A 17,938-nucleotide genomic window follows, 5' to 3' on the forward strand; every position below is an offset into this window, starting at 1 on the left:
TATGTTCGGCAAACGAGCCCTTCTGACAAGAGCAAAGATATGACTTCAGACAATCCGTCGCTGCGACCCTGGCGCGATATTGACCGGCGCAAGTCCCGCCAGATCATGGTCGGTGATGTTCCGGTCGGTGGCGATGCGCCGATTACCGTGCAGACGATGACCAATACGCTGACGTCCGACGCCAAGGCGACGATCGACCAGATCCGCCGCTGCGAAGAGGCGGGCGTTGATATCATCCGCGTGTCCTGTCCCGATGTCGAGAGCACGGCGGCGCTGAAGCAAATTGTCCGGGCGAGCAATGTACCGATCGTCGCGGATATCCATTTCCACTATAAGCGCGGGATCGAAGCGGCGGAGGCGGGCGCGGCCTGTCTGCGGATCAATCCGGGCAATATCGGTTCTTCGGCGCGGGTGCGGGAAGTTATCGACGCGGCAAAGTCCAACGGTTGCGCGATCCGGATTGGCGTGAACGCGGGCAGTCTGGAAAAGGACCTGCTCGAAAAATATGGCGAGCCCTGTCCCGAGGCTTTGGTCGAAAGCGCGCTCGACCATATCAAGATTTTGCAGGACCATGATTTTCACGAGTTCAAGGTCGCGGTGAAGGCGTCGGACGTGTTTCTTGCCGTCGCGGCCTATTCTCAGCTGGCTGACGCGGTGGACTGCCCGCTGCATCTCGGCATCACCGAGGCCGGGGGTCTGATCGGCGGCACGGTGAAAAGCTCGATCGGCATGGGCAATCTGCTCTGGGCCGGGATTGGCGACACGATCCGGGTAAGCCTGTCGGCCGAACCCGAGGAGGAAGTGCGCGTCGGTTATGAGATGCTCAAGGCGCTCGGTCTGCGAACGCGCGGCGTCCGGGTGGTCAGCTGCCCTAGTTGCGCGCGGCAGGGTTTCGACGTGATCCGCACGGTGCAGAAGCTCGAGGAACGGCTACAACATATCCGCACGCCGCTGTCACTCTCGGTACTGGGCTGCGTCGTCAACGGCCCGGGCGAGGCGCGCGAGACCGACATCGGCATCACCGGCGGCGGCAAGGGCAAGCATATGGTCTATCTGTCCGGTGTTACCGATCACCATGTCGCGGACGAAGATATGGTCGATCATATTGTGAAGTTGGTCGAGGCGAAGGCAGCGGAGATCGAAGCGGGGGTCAGCGAGGCGGCCTGAAGGGTTGCGCGGTCAGAATGACCGTTCATCCTGAGCTAGCTGCAGGAATTCTCTAGGCTCGCACTTCTTCAGTGCTGGAGGAATCAGGGCGCTTCGACAGGCTCAACAAGAACGGGATTTTCAATGATTCATTCTATGCTATGCTCGGGCAAGATTCTGCCCATTTTCGCTGAAGGATGATCCATCATGACTTCGACCCGCAAGCGCGCAAGCGACTTCCACCCCCATATTCTCGAGATATTCGACGGCTATGTGCATGGCATGATCTCGAAGCGGGACTTTATCAGACAGGCGGGGAAATTTGCCGCAGCGGGCGTGACCGGGGCGATGATCCTCGATCAGTTGCAGCCCGATTATGCCTGGGCAGCGCAGGTCGAGCCGAACGACCCGGCGATCACGGTCGAGCGGATCAGCTACGACAGCCCGGAAGGTCATGGCAAGATTAACGCGCTGATGGCGAAACCGGTTGGAGCGACGGGCAAGCTGCCTGCTGTGCTGGTGATCCACGAAAATCGCGGTCTGAATCCCTATATCGAGGATGTCGCGCGGCGGGTTGCCAAGGCCGGCTATCTGGCGCTGGCACCCGACGGCCTGTCCCCCTTGGGTGGCTATCCCGGCAATGACGACGACGGACGGACAATGCAGCGGACGCTGGACGGCGCCAAGCTGATGGAAGATTTTTTCGCCGCTTTTGAATTTCTGCGCGATCATGACGGTTCGACCGGCAATGTGGGTGCGGTCGGTTTCTGCTACGGCGGAGGCGTGTGCAATGCGCTGGCGGTGGCTTATCCCGATCTTGCCGCGTCGGTGCCTTATTACGGACGCCAGCCGGAAGCCGCCGATGCTCCGGCGATCGAGGCGCCGCTGATGATCCATCATGCCGGAAATGACGAACGGATCAACGCCGGCTGGCCAGCTTATGAGGCGGCTCTTTCCGAGCACCAGAAAGAATATAGCGTGCATTTCTATCCCGATGTGAACCACGGTTTCCACAATGACACGACCCCGCGTTACGACGAGGAAGCGGCAACGCTGTCGTGGCGGCGGACGCTGGCGTTTTTCGATACGCATCTACGCGGCTAGCGGGTACGGGGGCAGTCCGTTGCTGCACGGCCCCGGCCTGACAAAAGCCTGTTCCCTCACACCGCTGGAAGTGTAATAGCCGGTGGATGAGATTCTTGCTGCTTGTTCTGGCCAGTCTGGCCCTTGTTCCGCTCTCCGCTTTATCGGCCGTTCCGCATGGCGGTGATCATCCGGAAGCCCGGCCGTTCGAGCAGGAAGCCAACGCATCGGCGCTGATCGACGCCGCGCTGGCGCGTGCGCTGTCTTCAGAAAAACGAGTGATTGTCGTTATGGGTGCCAACTGGTGCCATGACAGCCGCGGTCTGGCCGGGTGGTTTGCCGAGCCGCGTTTCGCCGCGATGCTGCAGGATAAATATGAGCTTGTCTATGTCGATGTCGGTTACAAAGACCGGAATATCGATATCGCCCGGCGTTTTGGTATCAAATCGATCGAGGGCACGCCAACGGTGCTGATATTGTCGGCGGACGGGGTGTTGCTCAACCGCAAGTCTGCTCCGAAATGGCGCAATGCCGCGAGCCGCGCGGAAGCCGATATTTTTGCCTATTTCGACCAATTTTCTCTCGAACCCTGAACCGAAGGAAAGCAGGTGCCCCGCGCATTGACCTATGTTCTGATCCTGTTGGCGGTGATCGCCGTGGCCTTGTTCTTCCTGCCGCTAAGACTAGCCGTAGGCATGGCGGGGCTGGAAGGTTCGCGTTTCTCGGCCAAGGCGATCAGCGGATCGGTCTGGAACGGCCGGATCGAGGGCGCGCAGCTCGGACCGTTCCCCTTGGGCGATCTCGATGCCGGGGTTCGGGTACTGCCGTTGCTGACTGGTCGAATATTGATGGACCTGGAACGGCCGCCGGTCGCCGGCGATGCCGGACTGGTCGCTACTGTCGGCAAGTCCGGGAATAGCCTGCTGGTGCAGGATGCCACGACCGTGCTGAATCTTGGCAGTCAGCTTGCGCCTCTGCCGGCCTCGGTTATGGAGCTGCAGGCGGTCAGCATCAGCTTTGCCGGTGGCCGTTGCCAGTCGGCGAGCGGTCAGGTGCGGGTTTCCCTCGACGCAAATATTCCGGGATTGAACCTCAAACAGGGGCTGCTCGGCAATGCCCAATGTCAGGACGGGGTGCTGGTGCTGCCGCTGCAAAGCGGATCGGGCATGGAACAGCTGACGCTCAAGCTGCAGGGAAACGGCTTTTACACCGCGCGTCTGTTCCTATCGGGCAACGACCGTGCCTGGACATTGCTGCTCCCGACGCTCGGCTTTCGTTCGGTGCCGGACGGCTATGCGATAAAGGTGGCGGGTCAACTGGCGCGTTGATTCTTGCCGGCGGAACGCGGCTCGTCCCGTCAGCTGCCGAAGAAAAAGGCGTGATATTTTCTTTTGCGGAAGGTCTTTTTCCCCGACAGCTTCTCAAACAGGAATCGTAACAGACGGGTCGGATAGAGGATCAGGTACCAGAGCATTTTCAGCAGAAGTACGACAATGGCTATGAGGGGAATGGCGGGAAAAATATAGAAATGGCGCCGGATTGACTTTGACAGGGAGGACTGGCCGAAAAAACGTACCAGCAGTGCGGAAAAGAAAAAGGCCAGAACCAGATAGAGACCAATTACGACTTCGACGCTGACTGGAGATGGCATAGAGAGCTTCCTTCCAACTGTGTTCGCACGGCTCTCCTGGTCACAGAGTGTATCGAATCGTTCGCAAAATTCTGTAATTTACATGAATTTACATAGTTGAAATCCGAAGATAAAGCCATTTCTCCCCCGCCGGTCGGTTTAGCCGGGAGTTGATATCGGAAGATGCAGACCTCATTTGAAGGTTCAGGAGTAACATAAACCCATGGCAAACAAACTGAAATTTTCTATTCTCGATCTTTCCCCGGTACCGCAGGGCAGTGATGTCCAAACCGCGCTTGACCGGTCGCTGGCGCTTGCCCGGCATGCTGAGGCGCTGGGCTACGAGCGGTTCTGGATGGCCGAACATCACGGGATGGAGGGCATTGCCAGTGCCGCCACAGCCGTCGCTCTGTCGCATATCGGCCACGGGACCAAGACAATCCGCATCGGTGCCGGAGGCATCATGCTGCCCAATCACGCACCGATGGTCATTGCCGAACAGTTCGGGACGCTGGAAGCGCTGTTTCCGGGGCGGGTTGATCTGGGGCTGGGCCGTGCGCCGGGATCGGACCAGCGGACAGCGCAGGCCTTGCGCCGCAATCTTAACAGCGATGCCAATGAATTTCCGCGCGATGTTCTGGAGCTGCAGGCGTTTCTGGCGGGAGACGACCGGCTGGGCATTCAGGCCACACCGGGGCAGGGCAGCCATATCCCGCTCTATATTCTCGGCAGCAGCCTGTTTGGTGCGCAACTGGCGGCGGCTCTTGGCCTGCCTTATGCCTTTGCGTCGCATTTCGCACCGCAGATGCTCGACGAGGCGCTGACAATTTATCGCCGTGATTTCAAGCCGTCGGAGCAGCTCGCCGAGCCCTATGTCCTGTGCGGCTTCAATATTTTTGCCGCAGACAGCGATGCAGAAGCGGAATATTTGGCCAGTTCGATGATGCAGAGCTTTGTTGCGCTGCGCACCGGCAATCCGGGCAAGATGCCACCACCGGTGGAAGGCTATCGCGAAAGCCTGCCGCCGCAGGCGCAATCGATGCTCGGACAGATCATGCAGGGCAGCGCCATCGGCGCGCCGGAGGCAGTGAAACAGGGAGTCGAAAGCTTTGTGAAGCGGACCGGTGCCGATGAGCTGATCATCTCCGGGTCGATCTTCGATCAGGCGGCACGGGAAAAAAGCTATACCATTGCCGCTGAAGTTCGCGATCTGCTTGTTGCCTAGAGCTCAATTCCCTGCACACAGGTCTTGATTTTACCACCGGGCCTGCGCATGACCCGGAAAATCGAAATTCCGAGACAGACCCCCCAAGGGAGAAGAAAATAGTGCCACGCTCAGGTAGAAATTCAGCGCTTCGCGACTTTCTGAAAAGCGAAGCGGCGGGCGGCATATTGCTGATGGCCGCTGCCGCGCTGGCGATGATCGTCGCCAATAGTCCGCTGTACGACATGTATCACCATTTTCTGCACGAGATAAAGGGCCCAACCCTGTCGAGCAAATTGGGCCCGATGACGCCGCATCTGTGGATCAATGATGGATTGATGGCAATTTTCTTCCTGCTGGTGGGGCTGGAAATCAAACGGGAATTTGTCGATGGACGGCTCAATAGCTGGGACCGTCGGCGTCTGCCAGTGGTCGCTGCTGTGGCAGGGATGGCGGTTCCGGCCCTGATCTATCTGTTGATCGTCAAGGACGTTCCGGCACTCTACAATGGCTGGGCCATTCCCGCGGCGACTGACATTGCTTTCGCTATCGGTGTGCTCGCCCTGCTAGGGCCGCGCGCACCCACCTCGCTCAAACTGTTTCTGGTCACTGTCGCGATCGTCGACGACATGGGGGCAGTGGCGATCATCGCTCTGGTCTACACGGCCGAGATCAACGGTGCAGCCCTGCTTGCTAGCGCCGCAATATTGGCGATCATGTACACGATGAACCGCAATGGGGTGCTCAAGCTCTGGCCTTATCTGATCTTTGCCGCATTGCTCTGGTATGCGGTACTGATGTCCGGCGTCCACGCGACAATAGCCGGCGTATTGGCGGCTATGGTCATTCCGATTGTGGTCACGCCGACCTCTCCGGACGCGGAAAATTCTCCGCTTCACCGGCTTGAACATGCGATTGCGCCATGGAGCGCGTTTCTGATCGTGCCGGTGTTTGGCTTTGCCAACGCCGGTGTCTCGCTCCAGGGCATTGGTATCGAACATATTTTCGCGCCTTTACCGCTCGGCATTGCAGCCGGTCTGTTCTTCGGCAAGCAGATCGCCATTTTTGCCAGCGTCTGGATCTCGGTCAAAACCGGTTTTGCCGGACGGCTGGGCGGTGCCAGCTGGCTGCAGGTCTATGGCGTCGCAATGCTGTGTGGTATCGGTTTCACGATGAGTCTGTTCATCGGCGCGCTGGCCTTTCCCGGCAATGAATTGCTGATCGAGGAAGCCAAGATCGGTGTGCTTGGCGGATCGTTGCTGTCGGCTGTTGTCGGCTATTGTATTCTCCGATTTGCCCCGCAGGATCGCCATCTGGAATCGCTGGAGGATGGCGAGGCCGAAGAACTGCTGGACGTGCTGCCGGATGCTACAGTAGAAAAACTGAAAGACAATCTGTGAAGTCTATCGGGCTTGCTGCTGTTGCCTGTCTGGTCCTTGCCGGGGCAGCAGCGGAGGCAGGACCGGCAACACCGTCGATCATCACCGACGCAACCGGTCTGAACGCGGGGAACGCGCTCGATGCCATCGCAACCGACTATGTAAAGCTGACGCTCGCCCTGGGTGAGCAGGAAGCTGGCTATGTCGATGCCTATTATGGCCCGTCGCAATGGGCGGAGGCCGCGAAATCCGATCCGCGTGACATGCGCGAACTGGGCAATGCAATTGTTGTTCTGATGGAACGGCTGGATACCTTGCCGGTCAGCGACGACCCTCTGAACGAAACGCGCAAGCGCTTCCTAATGGCGCAACTTGAAGCGGCCATGACCCGCCACGCGATGATATTGGGAGAGACATTTTCCTTTGCTGACGAGGCCAGGGGACTGTTTGGAGTGGTGCCGGCCCTCAAGCCGCTGGCGGAATTTGACCCGGTGCTGGAAGAGATTGAAAATATCGTTCCAGGCGACGGACCACTCAGCCAGCGGGTCGCGGCATTTGAAAGCGGCTATATCATTCCGAAGGACCGGCTGCAGGTGGTGTTCGACACCGCGATTGCCGAGTGCAAGGCGCGGACCGCGCATTATTTTGATCTGCCCGCTGGAGAGAATTTCAAACTGGAATTTGTCACCGGCAAAAGCTGGAGCGGCTATAATTATTATCAGGGAGACTACCAAAGCCTGATCCAGGTCAATACCGACCTGCCGATTTTCATCGGTCGCGCCGTCGATCTCGGCTGCCACGAAGGCTATCCCGGCCATCATGTCTACAACATGCTGCTCGAGCAAAATCTCACCAATGGCCATGGTTGGCGCGAATTTTCCATCTACCCGCTCTACAGTCCGCAGAGCCTGATCGCCGAGGGTTCTGCCAATTATGGCATCGAACTCGCGTTCAGCGGCCAGGAGCGGCTGGAATACGAGCGCGACATACTCTACCCGCTCGCCGGCCTCGATCCGGACACGGCGGCGGCTTACTGGGCGTTGCAAATTGCCAAACAGGCGCTGAGCGGCGCGCGGATGACAATCGCGCAGCAATATCTCGATGGCGGGATCTCCCGCGAGGAGGCCATTGCGCTCAACCAGAAATATCAGTTGGTCTCCCGTGAACGGGCCGAGCAGATGACCGATTTCAACGAACAATATCGCAGCTATGTGATCAACTATGGCCTCGGCATGGAAATGGTCCGCGACTGGATCGAAACCCAGGGCGACGCGTCGGTGTGGCGTTGGAAAGCGATGGAGCGGTTGCTCAGCGAACCGATGTTACCGGCGGATCTGGTGGAGGGCCGGTTGCCCGATGAGTGACTTCGCCAAGCTGGACCCGTTTCGGCATCATAGCGGCAATAGCATTTCTCCTTTGCCCCCGGCGGGTGCTGATCAATACCAGCGCGGGGCAGGAATGCTTGGCTGATATTACCGGTCCGGGGCGGAATTTGTACATATATGGTTACCGAATCAGTCGGGAGAGCTAGCGGCATTGCAAGCGGCGGCCGTAAATTTCACGACGGCATTAACTCTCTGCTAACCAATTTCGTTCACTCCGGTTTCTGAAACATGAACGGCGCGGTTATGCGCGCACCATGAACAGGGAACGGACCTTATGACCAGACAGATCACGCCCGCCAATGAACCGGTAGATGTCGCCATTATTGGCGCAGGGCCAGCGGGCCTGACAGCCGCCTATTTGCTTTCCAAGAAAGGCTATTCGGTCACCGTGATCGAAAAGGACCCGAAATATGTCGGCGGTATCAGCCGGACGGTGGAGCATGAAGGCTTCCGCTTCGATATCGGCGGGCACCGCTTCTTTTCGAAAAGCCAGGAAGTGGTTGATCTGTGGAACGAGATCCTGCCCGATGACTTCATCCAGCGACCGCGGATGAGCCGCATCTATTATGAAGGCAAATTCTACAGCTATCCGCTGCGCGCCTTTGAGGCCTTGTGGAACCTCGGCATCTGGCGCTCGACCTTGTGCATGGCGAGCTATGCCAAGGCGAAGGTCTTCCCGAACAAGAATGTGAAGAGTTTTGAAGACTGGACGGTGAACCAGTTCGGATACAAGCTCTATTCCATCTTCTTCAAGACCTATACCGAGAAGGTTTGGGGCATGCCCTGCGACGAGATGTCGGCAGACTGGGCGGCCCAGCGGATCAAGGGCCTTAGCCTCTGGAACGCGGTGACCGATGGTCTGAAGCGCTCGCTCGGTCTCAACAAGAAGCCCAATGACGGACAGGAAGTCAAAACCCTGCTCGAAACCTTCCGCTATCCTCGCCTCGGCCCCGGTATGATGTGGGACGCAGCCAAGGGTCATGTCGAGGCCAAGGGCAATGCAGTGTTGATGGGCCATAGCCTGAAACAGCTCGCCCAGGATGCCGAAGGAAACTGGCGGGTGAGCGCGACGAGCGCCGACGGCGAAACCATCATCAATGCGAAACATGTGATTTCAAGCGCGCCGATGCGCGAGCTTGCCACCCGTATTCACCCGCTGCCGCAGTCTTTGCCGGAAGCGCAGGATCTCAACTATCGCGATTTCCTGACTGTGGCGATCAAGGTCAAGTCGGAAGACCTGTTCCCCGACAACTGGATCTATATCCATGATGATCGGGTGCAGGTGGGCCGGGTGCAGAATTTCCGCAGCTGGTCACCGGAAATGGTGCCCGACGAGACGATTGCCTGCGTTGGTCTGGAATATTTCTGTTTCGAAAATGACGGCCTCTGGTCCTCTTCCGACGAGGATCTGATCGAACTGGCCAAGAAGGAAATGGCGATACTCGGCCTGTGCAAGCCCGAAGACGTCGTTGGCGGCTCGGTTGTCCGCCAGGAAAAGGCCTATCCGGTCTATGATGACGCCTATGAGCAGAATGTCGCAACCATGCGCGATGATCTGGAAAAGCGTTTCCCGACGCTGCACATGGTCGGCCGCAACGGCATGCACCGCTATAATAATCAGGATCACGCGATGATGACGGCGATGCTGACGGTGGAAAATATCGAGGCCGGTACCCGCAAATGGAATGTCTGGAACGTCAACGAGGACGCTGAATATCACGAGGCGGGCGATGAAGGTGCGCAGCAGGCCATTACCGAGGAGCTTGGCGAGGACCGCGTTGCGGCGCTTGAAAGCATGCGCGATGTACCGACGCGCATCGAGGAAAGCGTGCCCGAAGCCAAACCATCCAAAGCGGCGTAAGCAGTATGGACCGCAGCGGCACAGACAGACGGTCAGCCGTCGGCGCCTGGGTCGGCAATTTGCCTGCCCCGCTGGCGCTCCTCAACCGGTTTTCGATCACGCGCTATTTGCTGGCGAGCATCGTTAGCCTGGCGTTTGACGTGGCTCTTTTCATGATATTGGTGGCGTTCCTCATCGATCCCGGTTGGGCATCGGCTGCAGGATATAGCGCCGGCATTGTCGTCCACTGGTTCATCTCTTCAAATTTCGTGTTTCCCGGCAAGCGCCGCGAGGGGGCGGCGTTGCAGGTGCAGCGCTTTGGTTTCATCGCCACTGCCCTGCTCGGTCTGGGCATCACCGTCAGCATGGTCAGCGGACTGACCAGTGCAGGCGTGTTGCCGGTTCTGGCCAAGGCGGCGGCCGTTGCCGTCAGTTTTTTCGCGGTTTATCTCACCCGCAAATATGGAGTGTTCCGGTGAGCTATATGGATATGGCCATCGAAGCGCCCGCAGTCAGGAACCGCTTCAGCCCGGATTTCAGGAAATTCCTCAACTGGGCACTGGTCTGGATCGTGCTGGCCAATATTCCGTTCATGGCCATGTGGATGGTCGGCGCGCCGCCGCGCGCCATTCCGATTGTGCTGGCAGGTCTCGTCGGCCTGATCGTCAAGCGTATGCCGAGAGGGGCGCAATGGATCGCCTTTGCCGGCGTGATGACCTATTCTCTTCTTTCCTTTGTTTCCGGACTGTTCAGCCTGACGCTGGATTCGCTGGTCTATTCGCTGCAGTTTTTCGCGGAAATCAAGCCAGGCAATTCGATGGAATATATTGCCGCGACGGTGGTGCTGTTCGGCATATTGATCGGCAGCTGGTTTTTGCTCAAGCGCGACACCAATTTCTCCAGACCGCTCCATATATTGCTTGGCGGAGCGCTGGTTTTCGGTCTTGTCGGCGCAGATGCAGCCGTGGGCGAGGGGATGCGCGGCCATTATTTTCGTCCCGCTCCAGTGGGGGCAAGTTTTGAATCTGCGGTCGGCAAGTCGGGTTTCGCCGCACGCGCCGACGGCAAGCGCCATCTGGTGCTGATCATGGTGGAATCGCTGGGTGTTCCGAAGGACAACCAGGCGATGTCCGACAAGCTGTTCGCATATTATAACAGCAGTGCCATCAAGGCACGCTACGAAGTCAGTCAGGGCACGAGCCTTTATTATAACAGCACCACCGCCGGCGAGATGCGCGAGCTTTGCGGTCGCTGGGGCGATTATTATGAACTGCTCGAGAGCGATAATCCCGAGACGCTGGACTGCCTGCCGGCACAGCTTGCCGGCAAGGGCTATGCGGCCCAGGCGATGCACAGTTTCAAGGGGCCATTTTTCAAACGGGAAAAATGGTATCCCAAGATCGGATTCGAAAAGCGCGAATTTGCGAGCGATCTGGAAAAGCGCGGCGCCGAATGGTGTGGCGGTGTCTTCGCCGGTGTCTGCGACCGCCAGATACCGAAAATGCTGGCAGAAAATCTGAAAGGCGCGACGCAGCCGACTTTCCAGTACTGGCTAACGCTGAACACCCATTTGCCGGTTCCGACCGGGCAGAATCTCAACGCCGACCATTGCGAGAAAGTGTCGGCAGATCTGGCCCGCGATTATCCGATGATCTGCCGCCAGTTCGCGATATTTGACGATATCGACAGGGCACTGATCGCCGAAATTACTGCGAGCGACTTCCCCGAAGCGGATATATTACTGGTCGGCGACCATATGCCGCCGTTTTTCGACCGCCATCACCGTTCGCAATTTGACCCGGAACGTGTTCCCTGGCTTTATCTGAAAGCCAAGGGCGCAACATCCGAAGGATAAGAATTTGGAACGCGTGCGCGGCAATCTGCCAATATTGTTGATCTGGATCGCTGTCAGCGCGTTGCTGATACTGATAACCCGTGGCCAGATCGCGACCGGCATGGGCTGGGATCCCGACGATCAACTGCGTTTGGTGCAGTTGCGGGACTGGCTCGGTGGACAGAGCTGGTTTGACACGACGCAATATCGGATAGGCGAGCCCGACAGCCAGCCCATGCATTGGCCACGCTGGGTTGAGGTGCCACTGGCATTGCTGGTTCTTTTGCTGAACCCGTTGATCGGACCGGCGGCAGCGGAAACCACGGCGATGGTCGTCGTGCCGCTAATCACGCTGGGCCTGGCCATGTGGCTGGTAGCGAGGATCACCGAACAGGTGTTTGACCGCCCCGTCGCGATCCTGGCGGCGACCTTGACGGCGACATCGGTTCCAATCGTTGCCCAGATCCGTCCCATGCGGGTGGATCATCATGGCTGGCAGATCGTGCTCGCGCTGACCGCATTATGGACCATGTTCTGGCCCGACAAGCGCAAGGGCGGTATTGCTCTGGGCGCGGCGCTGGCGCTCTGGCTCTCGATATCGCTCGAAGGGCTGCCTATATCGGCTGCCTTCATTGTCCTTCTGGTCTGGCGCTGGGTTTTCCAAACTGAAGAAGGCGTTCGTCTGTTCTGGACTTTGCTCAGTTTTCTGAGCGTGAGCGTTCTGCTCTATCTCGGCAGCCAGGGCGGGTTTGACATCGCGATCAACTATTGCGACGCGCTTTCACCATCGCATTTGCTGGCCTGCACTGCTGGCGCCGCGGTCATTTTGCCGGCGATCAAATGGCTGCCCGCCAATATCCCGATGCGGGTTGCCTGCCTCGGCCTGGCCGGCGTTCCGGCACTCGCAATCTTTTACAGCCTCTCGCCGCAATGTGTTGGCGGGGCGTTTAATACGATGGATCCGCTGGTCCGCGAATATTGGCTGGTCAATGTTCTGGAAGGTCTGCCGATCTGGTACCAGAATGGCAAGACAATGGTCACTTTGCTTGGCGGCTCGATCATCGTCGGTCTGGGCAGTCTGATCTATATCGCACGGGTACGACCCGAGCGAATTGATCGCGACCGTCTATTTGTTCTGGTCTATGCCTTTCTCTGGGCACTGGTGCTGTCCCTGTTGGTTCAGCGTGCGACGGCGGTTGCTGCGGCCTTTGCACTGCCATTTCTCGCCTGGGTTGTGCGTCAGGCTTTTCTAAGGGCGCGGGGCATCAAAAATGGGCTGACACGCATATTCGCTACCGCCGCGGTTGTGTTGCTGATCATGCCGGGACCGCTCGCGATCGCATTGTTCAACAGCGTCAGTGTCGAGGATGAGAAAATCGAGGACGAAGCGGAAAATACCATGTGCAAGAGTGACGAGTCGCTCCACCGGCTCAATGCCTTGCCGCGCGCCAATATTCTGTCACCCTTCGATTATGGTCCGCGCATCCTGCTGCTGACACCGCACAGCGTACTTGCCACCAGCCATCATCGCAATGATCAGGCGATGGGCGACCAGATCAGGATATTCACCGCATCGCCAAACATGGCCCGTTCCTTGCTGGAGGCCCATAATATCCGATATATCGTCGCCTGCGACGGCGAAGCGGAGCTGGGCATCTATGCGAAGCGGCATCCCGAAGGCCTGTGGGCCCGACTGGTCGAAGACGAAAAGCCGGATTGGCTGCAGCCTGTCCACATTCGGGACAATGATCTGCATATCTGGCGCGTGATGGCAAAAGACTTGCCTAATGATTTCTAAACCCTGATAGCTATGGCTTGATGGTCGCACATCGAGATGGTCGCAGATAAAAAGAACCACGGAGTTTAGAATGGCAAGGATCACCGGTCTCGGTGGGATCTTTCACAAGGTGAAAGACCCGGCAGCAACACGGAAATGGTACAAGGACTTTTTAGAGCTGGATGGGGAATATGGCCCGATGCTCAACTGGTCGGATGAAAAGGGTGACCGCCCCTATAGCCTGATCAGCCATTTCCCCGAAGATACCGAATATCTCAAACCCAGCGCAGCGCCGTTCATGATCAATCTCAGGGTTGATGATCTGGATGCCTATGTCGAAAAGCTCAAGGACAAGGGTCTGGAAATTCTTGGCCATGTCGACGAAGGCTATGGCAAATTTGCTTGGATCCTCGATTGTGACGGGATCAAACTGGAATTCTGGCAGCAGGTCGACGCGCCGGACAGCTGATAGCTGACATCAGGCAGGGATGAATTTCAGCGCAAGCCCGTTGATGCAATGCCGCTTGCCCGACGGTTTCGGGCCATCGTTGAAAATATGGCCGAGATGCCCACCGCAGCGGGCGCAATGGACTTCCGTGCGTGGATAGCCAATTTTATAATCTCGCGATGTACCGATCCGGTCCCCGGCAATCGGTGCCCAGAAACTCGGCCACCCGGTGCCGCTGTCATATTTTTTGTCCGATTTATACAGGCCGAGATTGCAGCCGGCGCAGGCATAGACGCCTTCGCGCTTTTCCTTGTTCAATGGACTGGAATAGGCGCGTTCGGTGCCTTCTTGGCGCAAGATACGGTAGCGGGCCGGACCCAGCCGGCGCTTCCATTCCTCGGCCGAACGATTGATCGCGAATTTGCCTGCCGAACGGGCTTCTGCATTGCCGAACAGCCCCGAGAGGCTGGCAGCGCCTATCGCTCCAGCGGCAATCAATGTTCCGGATATGACAGTGCGCCGATCAATCGCTTTCATCTGTAGTCCTTTCCGTCCTGCCTATATCTTTCGCAGCAGGACCGGGATTGGTTACAGTTTCATGCCTGAACGGAAACTGATCAATATTTGGAAAGCTCGACTTCCAATTCGCGGAAGCCGTGGACGAAACAGGCATGGACGCGGCGATGCTTGCCGGTCGGATTGACCTGCATCCGGCGCTTGTGCATTTCCTCCAGCAATATCCGGATCTGGAGTTCGGCGAGACGGGCCCCGACACAGCGGTGGATACCGTAGCCGAAGGCGAGATGGCGCCGCGCATTTTCACGGTCGACCTTGATCTTGTCGGCTTCCGGAAAAACTTCTTCGTCGCGGTTGGCGGAAATATACCATAGAACAACCTTGTCGCCCTTCTTGATCTGGTTGCCGAACAGGTCATGGTCTTCCAGGGCGGTGCGCCGCATATGGGCGAGCGGGGTCTGCCAGCGGATGATTTCCTGCACGGCATTGGGGATCAGGTCCGGGTTCTCCTGCAGCTTTTTCCGCTCTTCGGGGAATTGCCCAAGACCATAAGCAACACCAGACATGGTATTGCGGGTCGTGTCATTGCCGCCGACGATCAGCAGCACCAGATTGCCCATGAATTCCATGTGATCCATGTCGCGCATATGTTCCGAATGGATCATCATCGAGATCAGGTCGGGTGTCGGCTCGGCATTGACCCGCTCGTTCCAGAGCTTGGTGAAATAGGCGCCCATTTCGAACAGAATCTGGCGACGCTGTTCGGTCAGGTCTTCCGCGACCGACAATTCGACATCGCCAGCCCAGTCGGACCAGTAGGTCAGCAGCCTGCGGTCTTCCCAGGGGAAGCCGAACAGGATCGCCAGCATGCCGGTCGTCAGTTCGATCGATACCTTGTCGACCCAGTCGAATTTTTCACCCCATGGCAGGCTGTCGAGCACTTCTTCGGTGCGTTGGCGGATCTCGTCCTCCATCCGCTTCATCTCGGTCGGCGTGAAGGCCGGCGCTACGGTGCGGCGCTGTCCGGTGTGCTTGGGCCGGTCCATTGCAATGAACATCGGCAGCTGGAAATCGGAATCGTCGAAATCGGGCTCGGCGATAGTGATGCCGCCATGGGAAACGTCGGACGAATAAATGTCGGGCAGCGCCTCGACATGCTGAATCGGCTTGTAGGTGGTGATATTCCAGAAATCACCGTGCACACCGCCCTCGATCTTGTTGATCGGTGCCTGTTCCCGCATTTCGGCGAAAGGCTTGCGCCACAGATCCTTGCTGTACAGTTCCGCGCGGCTGACATCCCAAGGGTTGGCGTCACTGTCCGCGATCGAAGGATGGGTCTTGTACCATTCTTCCAGCGCCTCATCGGCGGTAGGGGATGTGGTCAGATTATTGAGGTCAATTTGCGGTACGGATGCCATAAGTCTCTCCTGCCGTTGCTTGTGTCAGCAATCGGTTGCGTTTCAAAACTCGTTCAATCTGCCGCTATTGACAGTAATGTCAATGTCTTTTCGGCAAATGGCGTGAATCGCGCGACTATTTTCCGGTGATGCGGGCGAGCAGGCCATTTTTCCGCGCCGCCTGTCCGGATTTCATGACATTGCGGCGGAACAGCATCACCGAAAAGCGGATGATGATTATCGTGAAAACGGCCTGCCAGACCAGCGCCAGACCATGCTGCCAGATATTGTCCATTTGCGCCGCCCGCGCAATCATCGCGAACGGCGAGCTGAACGGGAACAATACGGCAAACCATTCGACCGGTTCTCCCAGCTTGGTGATCGAGGAATAGGCGAGGAAGAAGACCAGCAATTGCCCCATGGTTACCGGCATCGACAAGGTTTGCACCTCGCGAACCGTGGTGGCCATCGCACCAATCCCGAGAAACAGCGAGCCCAGCAGCAGATAGGCCATGGAAAAATAAAGGATCAGCAACAGGCAGAACAGGGGCCAGCCGACGGCGGGTGACGGCAGCGCAGCCCAGTTGCCGCCAACAAGAAGCGCCACGGACAAGCCCATGGTGCTCCACACCGTGATTCCGACGAGCGCCATACCCAGCATCGCGAAAAGCTTGCCGAGAAATATCGCGTCCATCGGAATCGCTGCGGCCAGGATCTCGATGATCTTGTTGGTCTTTTCCTCCACCAGGTTGGATAGCACCATGCCCGCGAGGATCATCGTCAGCAATATCAGGATTGCCTGACCCGCCTGCGCCGTCAGCAACTGGTTGCGCTCGCTGGAACTGCTCGTCTGTTCGACAAATGTTGTTCTGATTTCAACCGGAGCGGGCTGCGCCAGTGCGGTTTCCGCGAGCAGGGCAATCTTGCCCTGCCATCGCTGGACGTCGCGTTCGGAACCAGTCAGCACGGGGGCGGCCAATGATCCGGTGACAATGGCGGTCAGCGATTTCTCGCTGTGCAGCGTTGCAATAATGTCGTCTTCCCGCCCGGAAAAATCGTCCAGCACAAAAAGCTCCGGCAGGGCTCTTGTACCGAGGCTGCCGGACAGATGTGCATGCGCCGCGAGCAAGCGATCCGATTCTGCCGCGCTCATGGCAACCCCGATGACCGGACTGTCTATATCCTGGGAAACCTGCGCGCCCAATCCGCCAGCGGCCACCGCGATGCCAATCGGAAACAGCGGGCCGAGCAGGAAGAAGAAAAAGGATTTGGAAAAGATGATCGCGGTGAAATCGCGGCGGGCGATGACAAAGGCGGCGCGGATGGTTTCGATCATGCTGCTGGGTCTCCGTCATCTTCCGCGGCGTCTGCGTCCATTCTGCGGGCCACTGCTTCGCCGGCGATCTGGACGAAAGCATCGTGCAGGCCGGGCCGTTCGATGGACAGAGATTCAATCCCGGCTCCGCCCTCAACCAGCGCGTGAAGTAGCGGTTCGACACCAGTTTCCGGTAGAGTGAAATGCCAGTTGTGGCCGAGCGGCTGGCAGTCCGGCGGGATGGCCGAGCGCCAGGGGCCTTCGAGGTTGCGGGTTTCGAGATGGACTTGCGGGCGCAGTCGGTCCCGTGCAGCGGAGACTTTGCCTCTGAAAGGGATTTTCCCGTCGGCGACGATAGCGATTTCTTCGCACAATCGTTCGGCATGGGCGATCACATGGGTCGAGAAAATCACTGTCACCCCCTTGTCTGCCTGCGCCCGGATCAACCGTTCCAACTTGCCCTGATTGAGCGCGTCCAGTCCGGAAAAGGGCTCGTCGAGAATGATCAGATCCGGCTCATGTACCAGCGTACCAAGCAATTGCACCGTCTGGGCCATGCCTTTGGACAATTGCCGGATTTGCTTGTCGGCGGCGTCGCCGAGCCCGTGCTCCTCCATCATCCGGCGACCGCGCTTGCGCCCCTCGGCCAGCGGCAGTCCGCGCAGGGCACCCATGAAGGCGATCGCGTCATAGGCTTTCATCGACTGATAGAGGCCACGCTCTTCCGGCAGATAGCCGACCTGATGGGCCATCGAAATCGGGTCCGGCGATCCGAGCAGGAAGCGCTCGCCCTCGTCGGGATCAATAATCCCCAGAAGCATCCGCAAAGTCGTCGTCTTGCCGGCTCCATTGGGCCCTAATATGCCGAATATACTGCCCCTGCCGATGGTCAGGTTGATACCATCAACAGCTGTCTCACCATCAAATCTCTTGACGATATTGCGGGCCTCGATGGCCAGTTCAGATTGGGTTGCGCGCATTTAC

At 58.1% G+C, this 17,938-nt stretch carries 17 protein-coding genes; 12 read left to right on the forward strand and 5 right to left on the reverse strand.

The features are described 5' to 3' along the window. Positions 1 to 39: 39 nt before the first annotated feature. From ispG to gspN, 4 genes are all read left to right on the forward strand, one after another. A complete protein-coding gene (gene ispG / locus BOSE62_RS16120) occupies positions 40 to 1,167 on the forward strand; it encodes a flavodoxin-dependent (E)-4-hydroxy-3-methylbut-2-enyl-diphosphate synthase (RefSeq protein ID WP_159647744.1) in 1,128 nt (375 codons plus the stop codon). Between the two features lie 186 nt (positions 1,168 to 1,353). Beyond that, positions 1,354 to 2,250, forward strand: coding sequence for a YghX family hydrolase (yghX, locus tag BOSE62_RS16125; protein WP_159647745.1), 897 nt, complete (start codon positions 1,354 to 1,356; stop codon positions 2,248 to 2,250). Positions 2,251 to 2,336: 86 nt separating this feature from the next. Beyond that, complete coding sequence (locus tag BOSE62_RS16130) at positions 2,337 to 2,822, forward strand: thioredoxin family protein (RefSeq protein ID WP_159647746.1); 486 nt, start codon at positions 2,337 to 2,339, stop codon at positions 2,820 to 2,822. Positions 2,823 to 2,837: 15 nt separating this feature from the next. After that, a complete protein-coding gene (gene gspN / locus BOSE62_RS16135) occupies positions 2,838 to 3,557 on the forward strand; it encodes a type II secretion system protein N (protein ID WP_159647747.1) in 720 nt (239 codons plus the stop codon). A gap of 29 nt (positions 3,558 to 3,586) precedes the next feature. On the opposite strand, the gene BOSE62_RS16140 is transcribed toward gspN, so the two are convergent. Continuing rightward, positions 3,587 to 3,880 (reverse strand): hypothetical protein, encoded by a 294-nt coding sequence (locus tag BOSE62_RS16140; protein WP_159647748.1) that lies wholly within the window; start codon positions 3,878 to 3,880, stop codon positions 3,587 to 3,589. Positions 3,881 to 4,082: 202 nt separating this feature from the next. On the opposite strand from BOSE62_RS16140, the gene BOSE62_RS16145 reads away from it, so the two are divergent. From BOSE62_RS16145 to BOSE62_RS16180, 8 genes are all read left to right on the forward strand, one after another. Beyond that, positions 4,083 to 5,084: an LLM class flavin-dependent oxidoreductase gene (locus BOSE62_RS16145; protein WP_159647749.1), complete on the forward strand. Its 1,002-nt coding sequence runs from the start codon at positions 4,083 to 4,085 to the stop codon at positions 5,082 to 5,084. Positions 5,085 to 5,185: 101 nt separating this feature from the next. Then, entirely contained in the window at positions 5,186 to 6,463 is a 1,278-nt protein-coding gene (gene nhaA, locus BOSE62_RS16150; protein WP_159647750.1) for a Na+/H+ antiporter NhaA, read from the forward strand. Beyond that, positions 6,460 to 7,806, forward strand: coding sequence for a hypothetical protein (locus BOSE62_RS16155; RefSeq protein WP_236554095.1), 1,347 nt, complete (start codon positions 6,460 to 6,462; stop codon positions 7,804 to 7,806). Before nhaA ends, BOSE62_RS16155 begins: the two co-directional genes overlap by 4 nt. Before the next feature lie 295 nt (positions 7,807 to 8,101). After that, on the forward strand, positions 8,102 to 9,688 hold the full coding sequence (locus BOSE62_RS16160) for an NAD(P)/FAD-dependent oxidoreductase (protein WP_159647751.1): 1,587 nt from the start codon (positions 8,102 to 8,104) through the stop codon (positions 9,686 to 9,688). Between the two features lie 5 nt (positions 9,689 to 9,693). Next, positions 9,694 to 10,146 (forward strand): GtrA family protein, encoded by a 453-nt coding sequence (locus BOSE62_RS16165; protein WP_159647752.1) that lies wholly within the window; start codon positions 9,694 to 9,696, stop codon positions 10,144 to 10,146. Between the two features lie 5 nt (positions 10,147 to 10,151). Then, the gene (locus BOSE62_RS16170; RefSeq protein ID WP_328799801.1) at positions 10,152 to 11,522 is read left to right on the forward strand and encodes a sulfatase-like hydrolase/transferase; all 1,371 of its coding nucleotides are present in this window, start codon (positions 10,152 to 10,154) and stop codon (positions 11,520 to 11,522) included. Positions 11,523 to 11,526: 4 nt separating this feature from the next. Beyond that, positions 11,527 to 13,299: a hypothetical protein gene (locus BOSE62_RS16175; RefSeq protein WP_159647754.1), complete on the forward strand. Its 1,773-nt coding sequence runs from the start codon at positions 11,527 to 11,529 to the stop codon at positions 13,297 to 13,299. Between the two features lie 70 nt (positions 13,300 to 13,369). Next, positions 13,370 to 13,747, forward strand: a complete 378-nt coding sequence (locus BOSE62_RS16180) for a VOC family protein (RefSeq protein WP_159647755.1) — start codon at positions 13,370 to 13,372, stop codon at positions 13,745 to 13,747. Between the two features lie 9 nt (positions 13,748 to 13,756). Here BOSE62_RS16180 and msrB read toward each other — a convergent pair whose 3' ends face one another. From msrB to BOSE62_RS16200, 4 genes are all read right to left on the reverse strand, one after another. Further along, positions 13,757 to 14,263, reverse strand: a complete 507-nt coding sequence (msrB, locus tag BOSE62_RS16185) for a peptide-methionine (R)-S-oxide reductase MsrB (protein WP_159647756.1) — start codon at positions 14,261 to 14,263, stop codon at positions 13,757 to 13,759. 80 nt (positions 14,264 to 14,343) lie between these two features. Next, positions 14,344 to 15,660 (reverse strand): cytochrome P450, encoded by a 1,317-nt coding sequence (locus tag BOSE62_RS16190; RefSeq protein ID WP_159647757.1) that lies wholly within the window; start codon positions 15,658 to 15,660, stop codon positions 14,344 to 14,346. Positions 15,661 to 15,775: 115 nt separating this feature from the next. Continuing rightward, positions 15,776 to 16,975 (reverse strand): ABC transporter permease, encoded by a 1,200-nt coding sequence (locus BOSE62_RS16195; protein ID WP_159647758.1) that lies wholly within the window; start codon positions 16,973 to 16,975, stop codon positions 15,776 to 15,778. After that, on the reverse strand, positions 16,972 to 17,934 hold the full coding sequence (locus tag BOSE62_RS16200) for an ABC transporter ATP-binding protein (RefSeq protein WP_159647759.1): 963 nt from the start codon (positions 17,932 to 17,934) through the stop codon (positions 16,972 to 16,974). The genes BOSE62_RS16195 and BOSE62_RS16200 overlap by 4 nt, the downstream gene beginning before the upstream one ends. Between the last annotated feature and the right edge of the window lie 4 nt (positions 17,935 to 17,938).

Source organism: Sphingorhabdus sp. 109 (assembly GCF_902506555.1).
GTDB lineage: Bacteria > Pseudomonadota > Alphaproteobacteria > Sphingomonadales > Sphingomonadaceae > Parasphingorhabdus.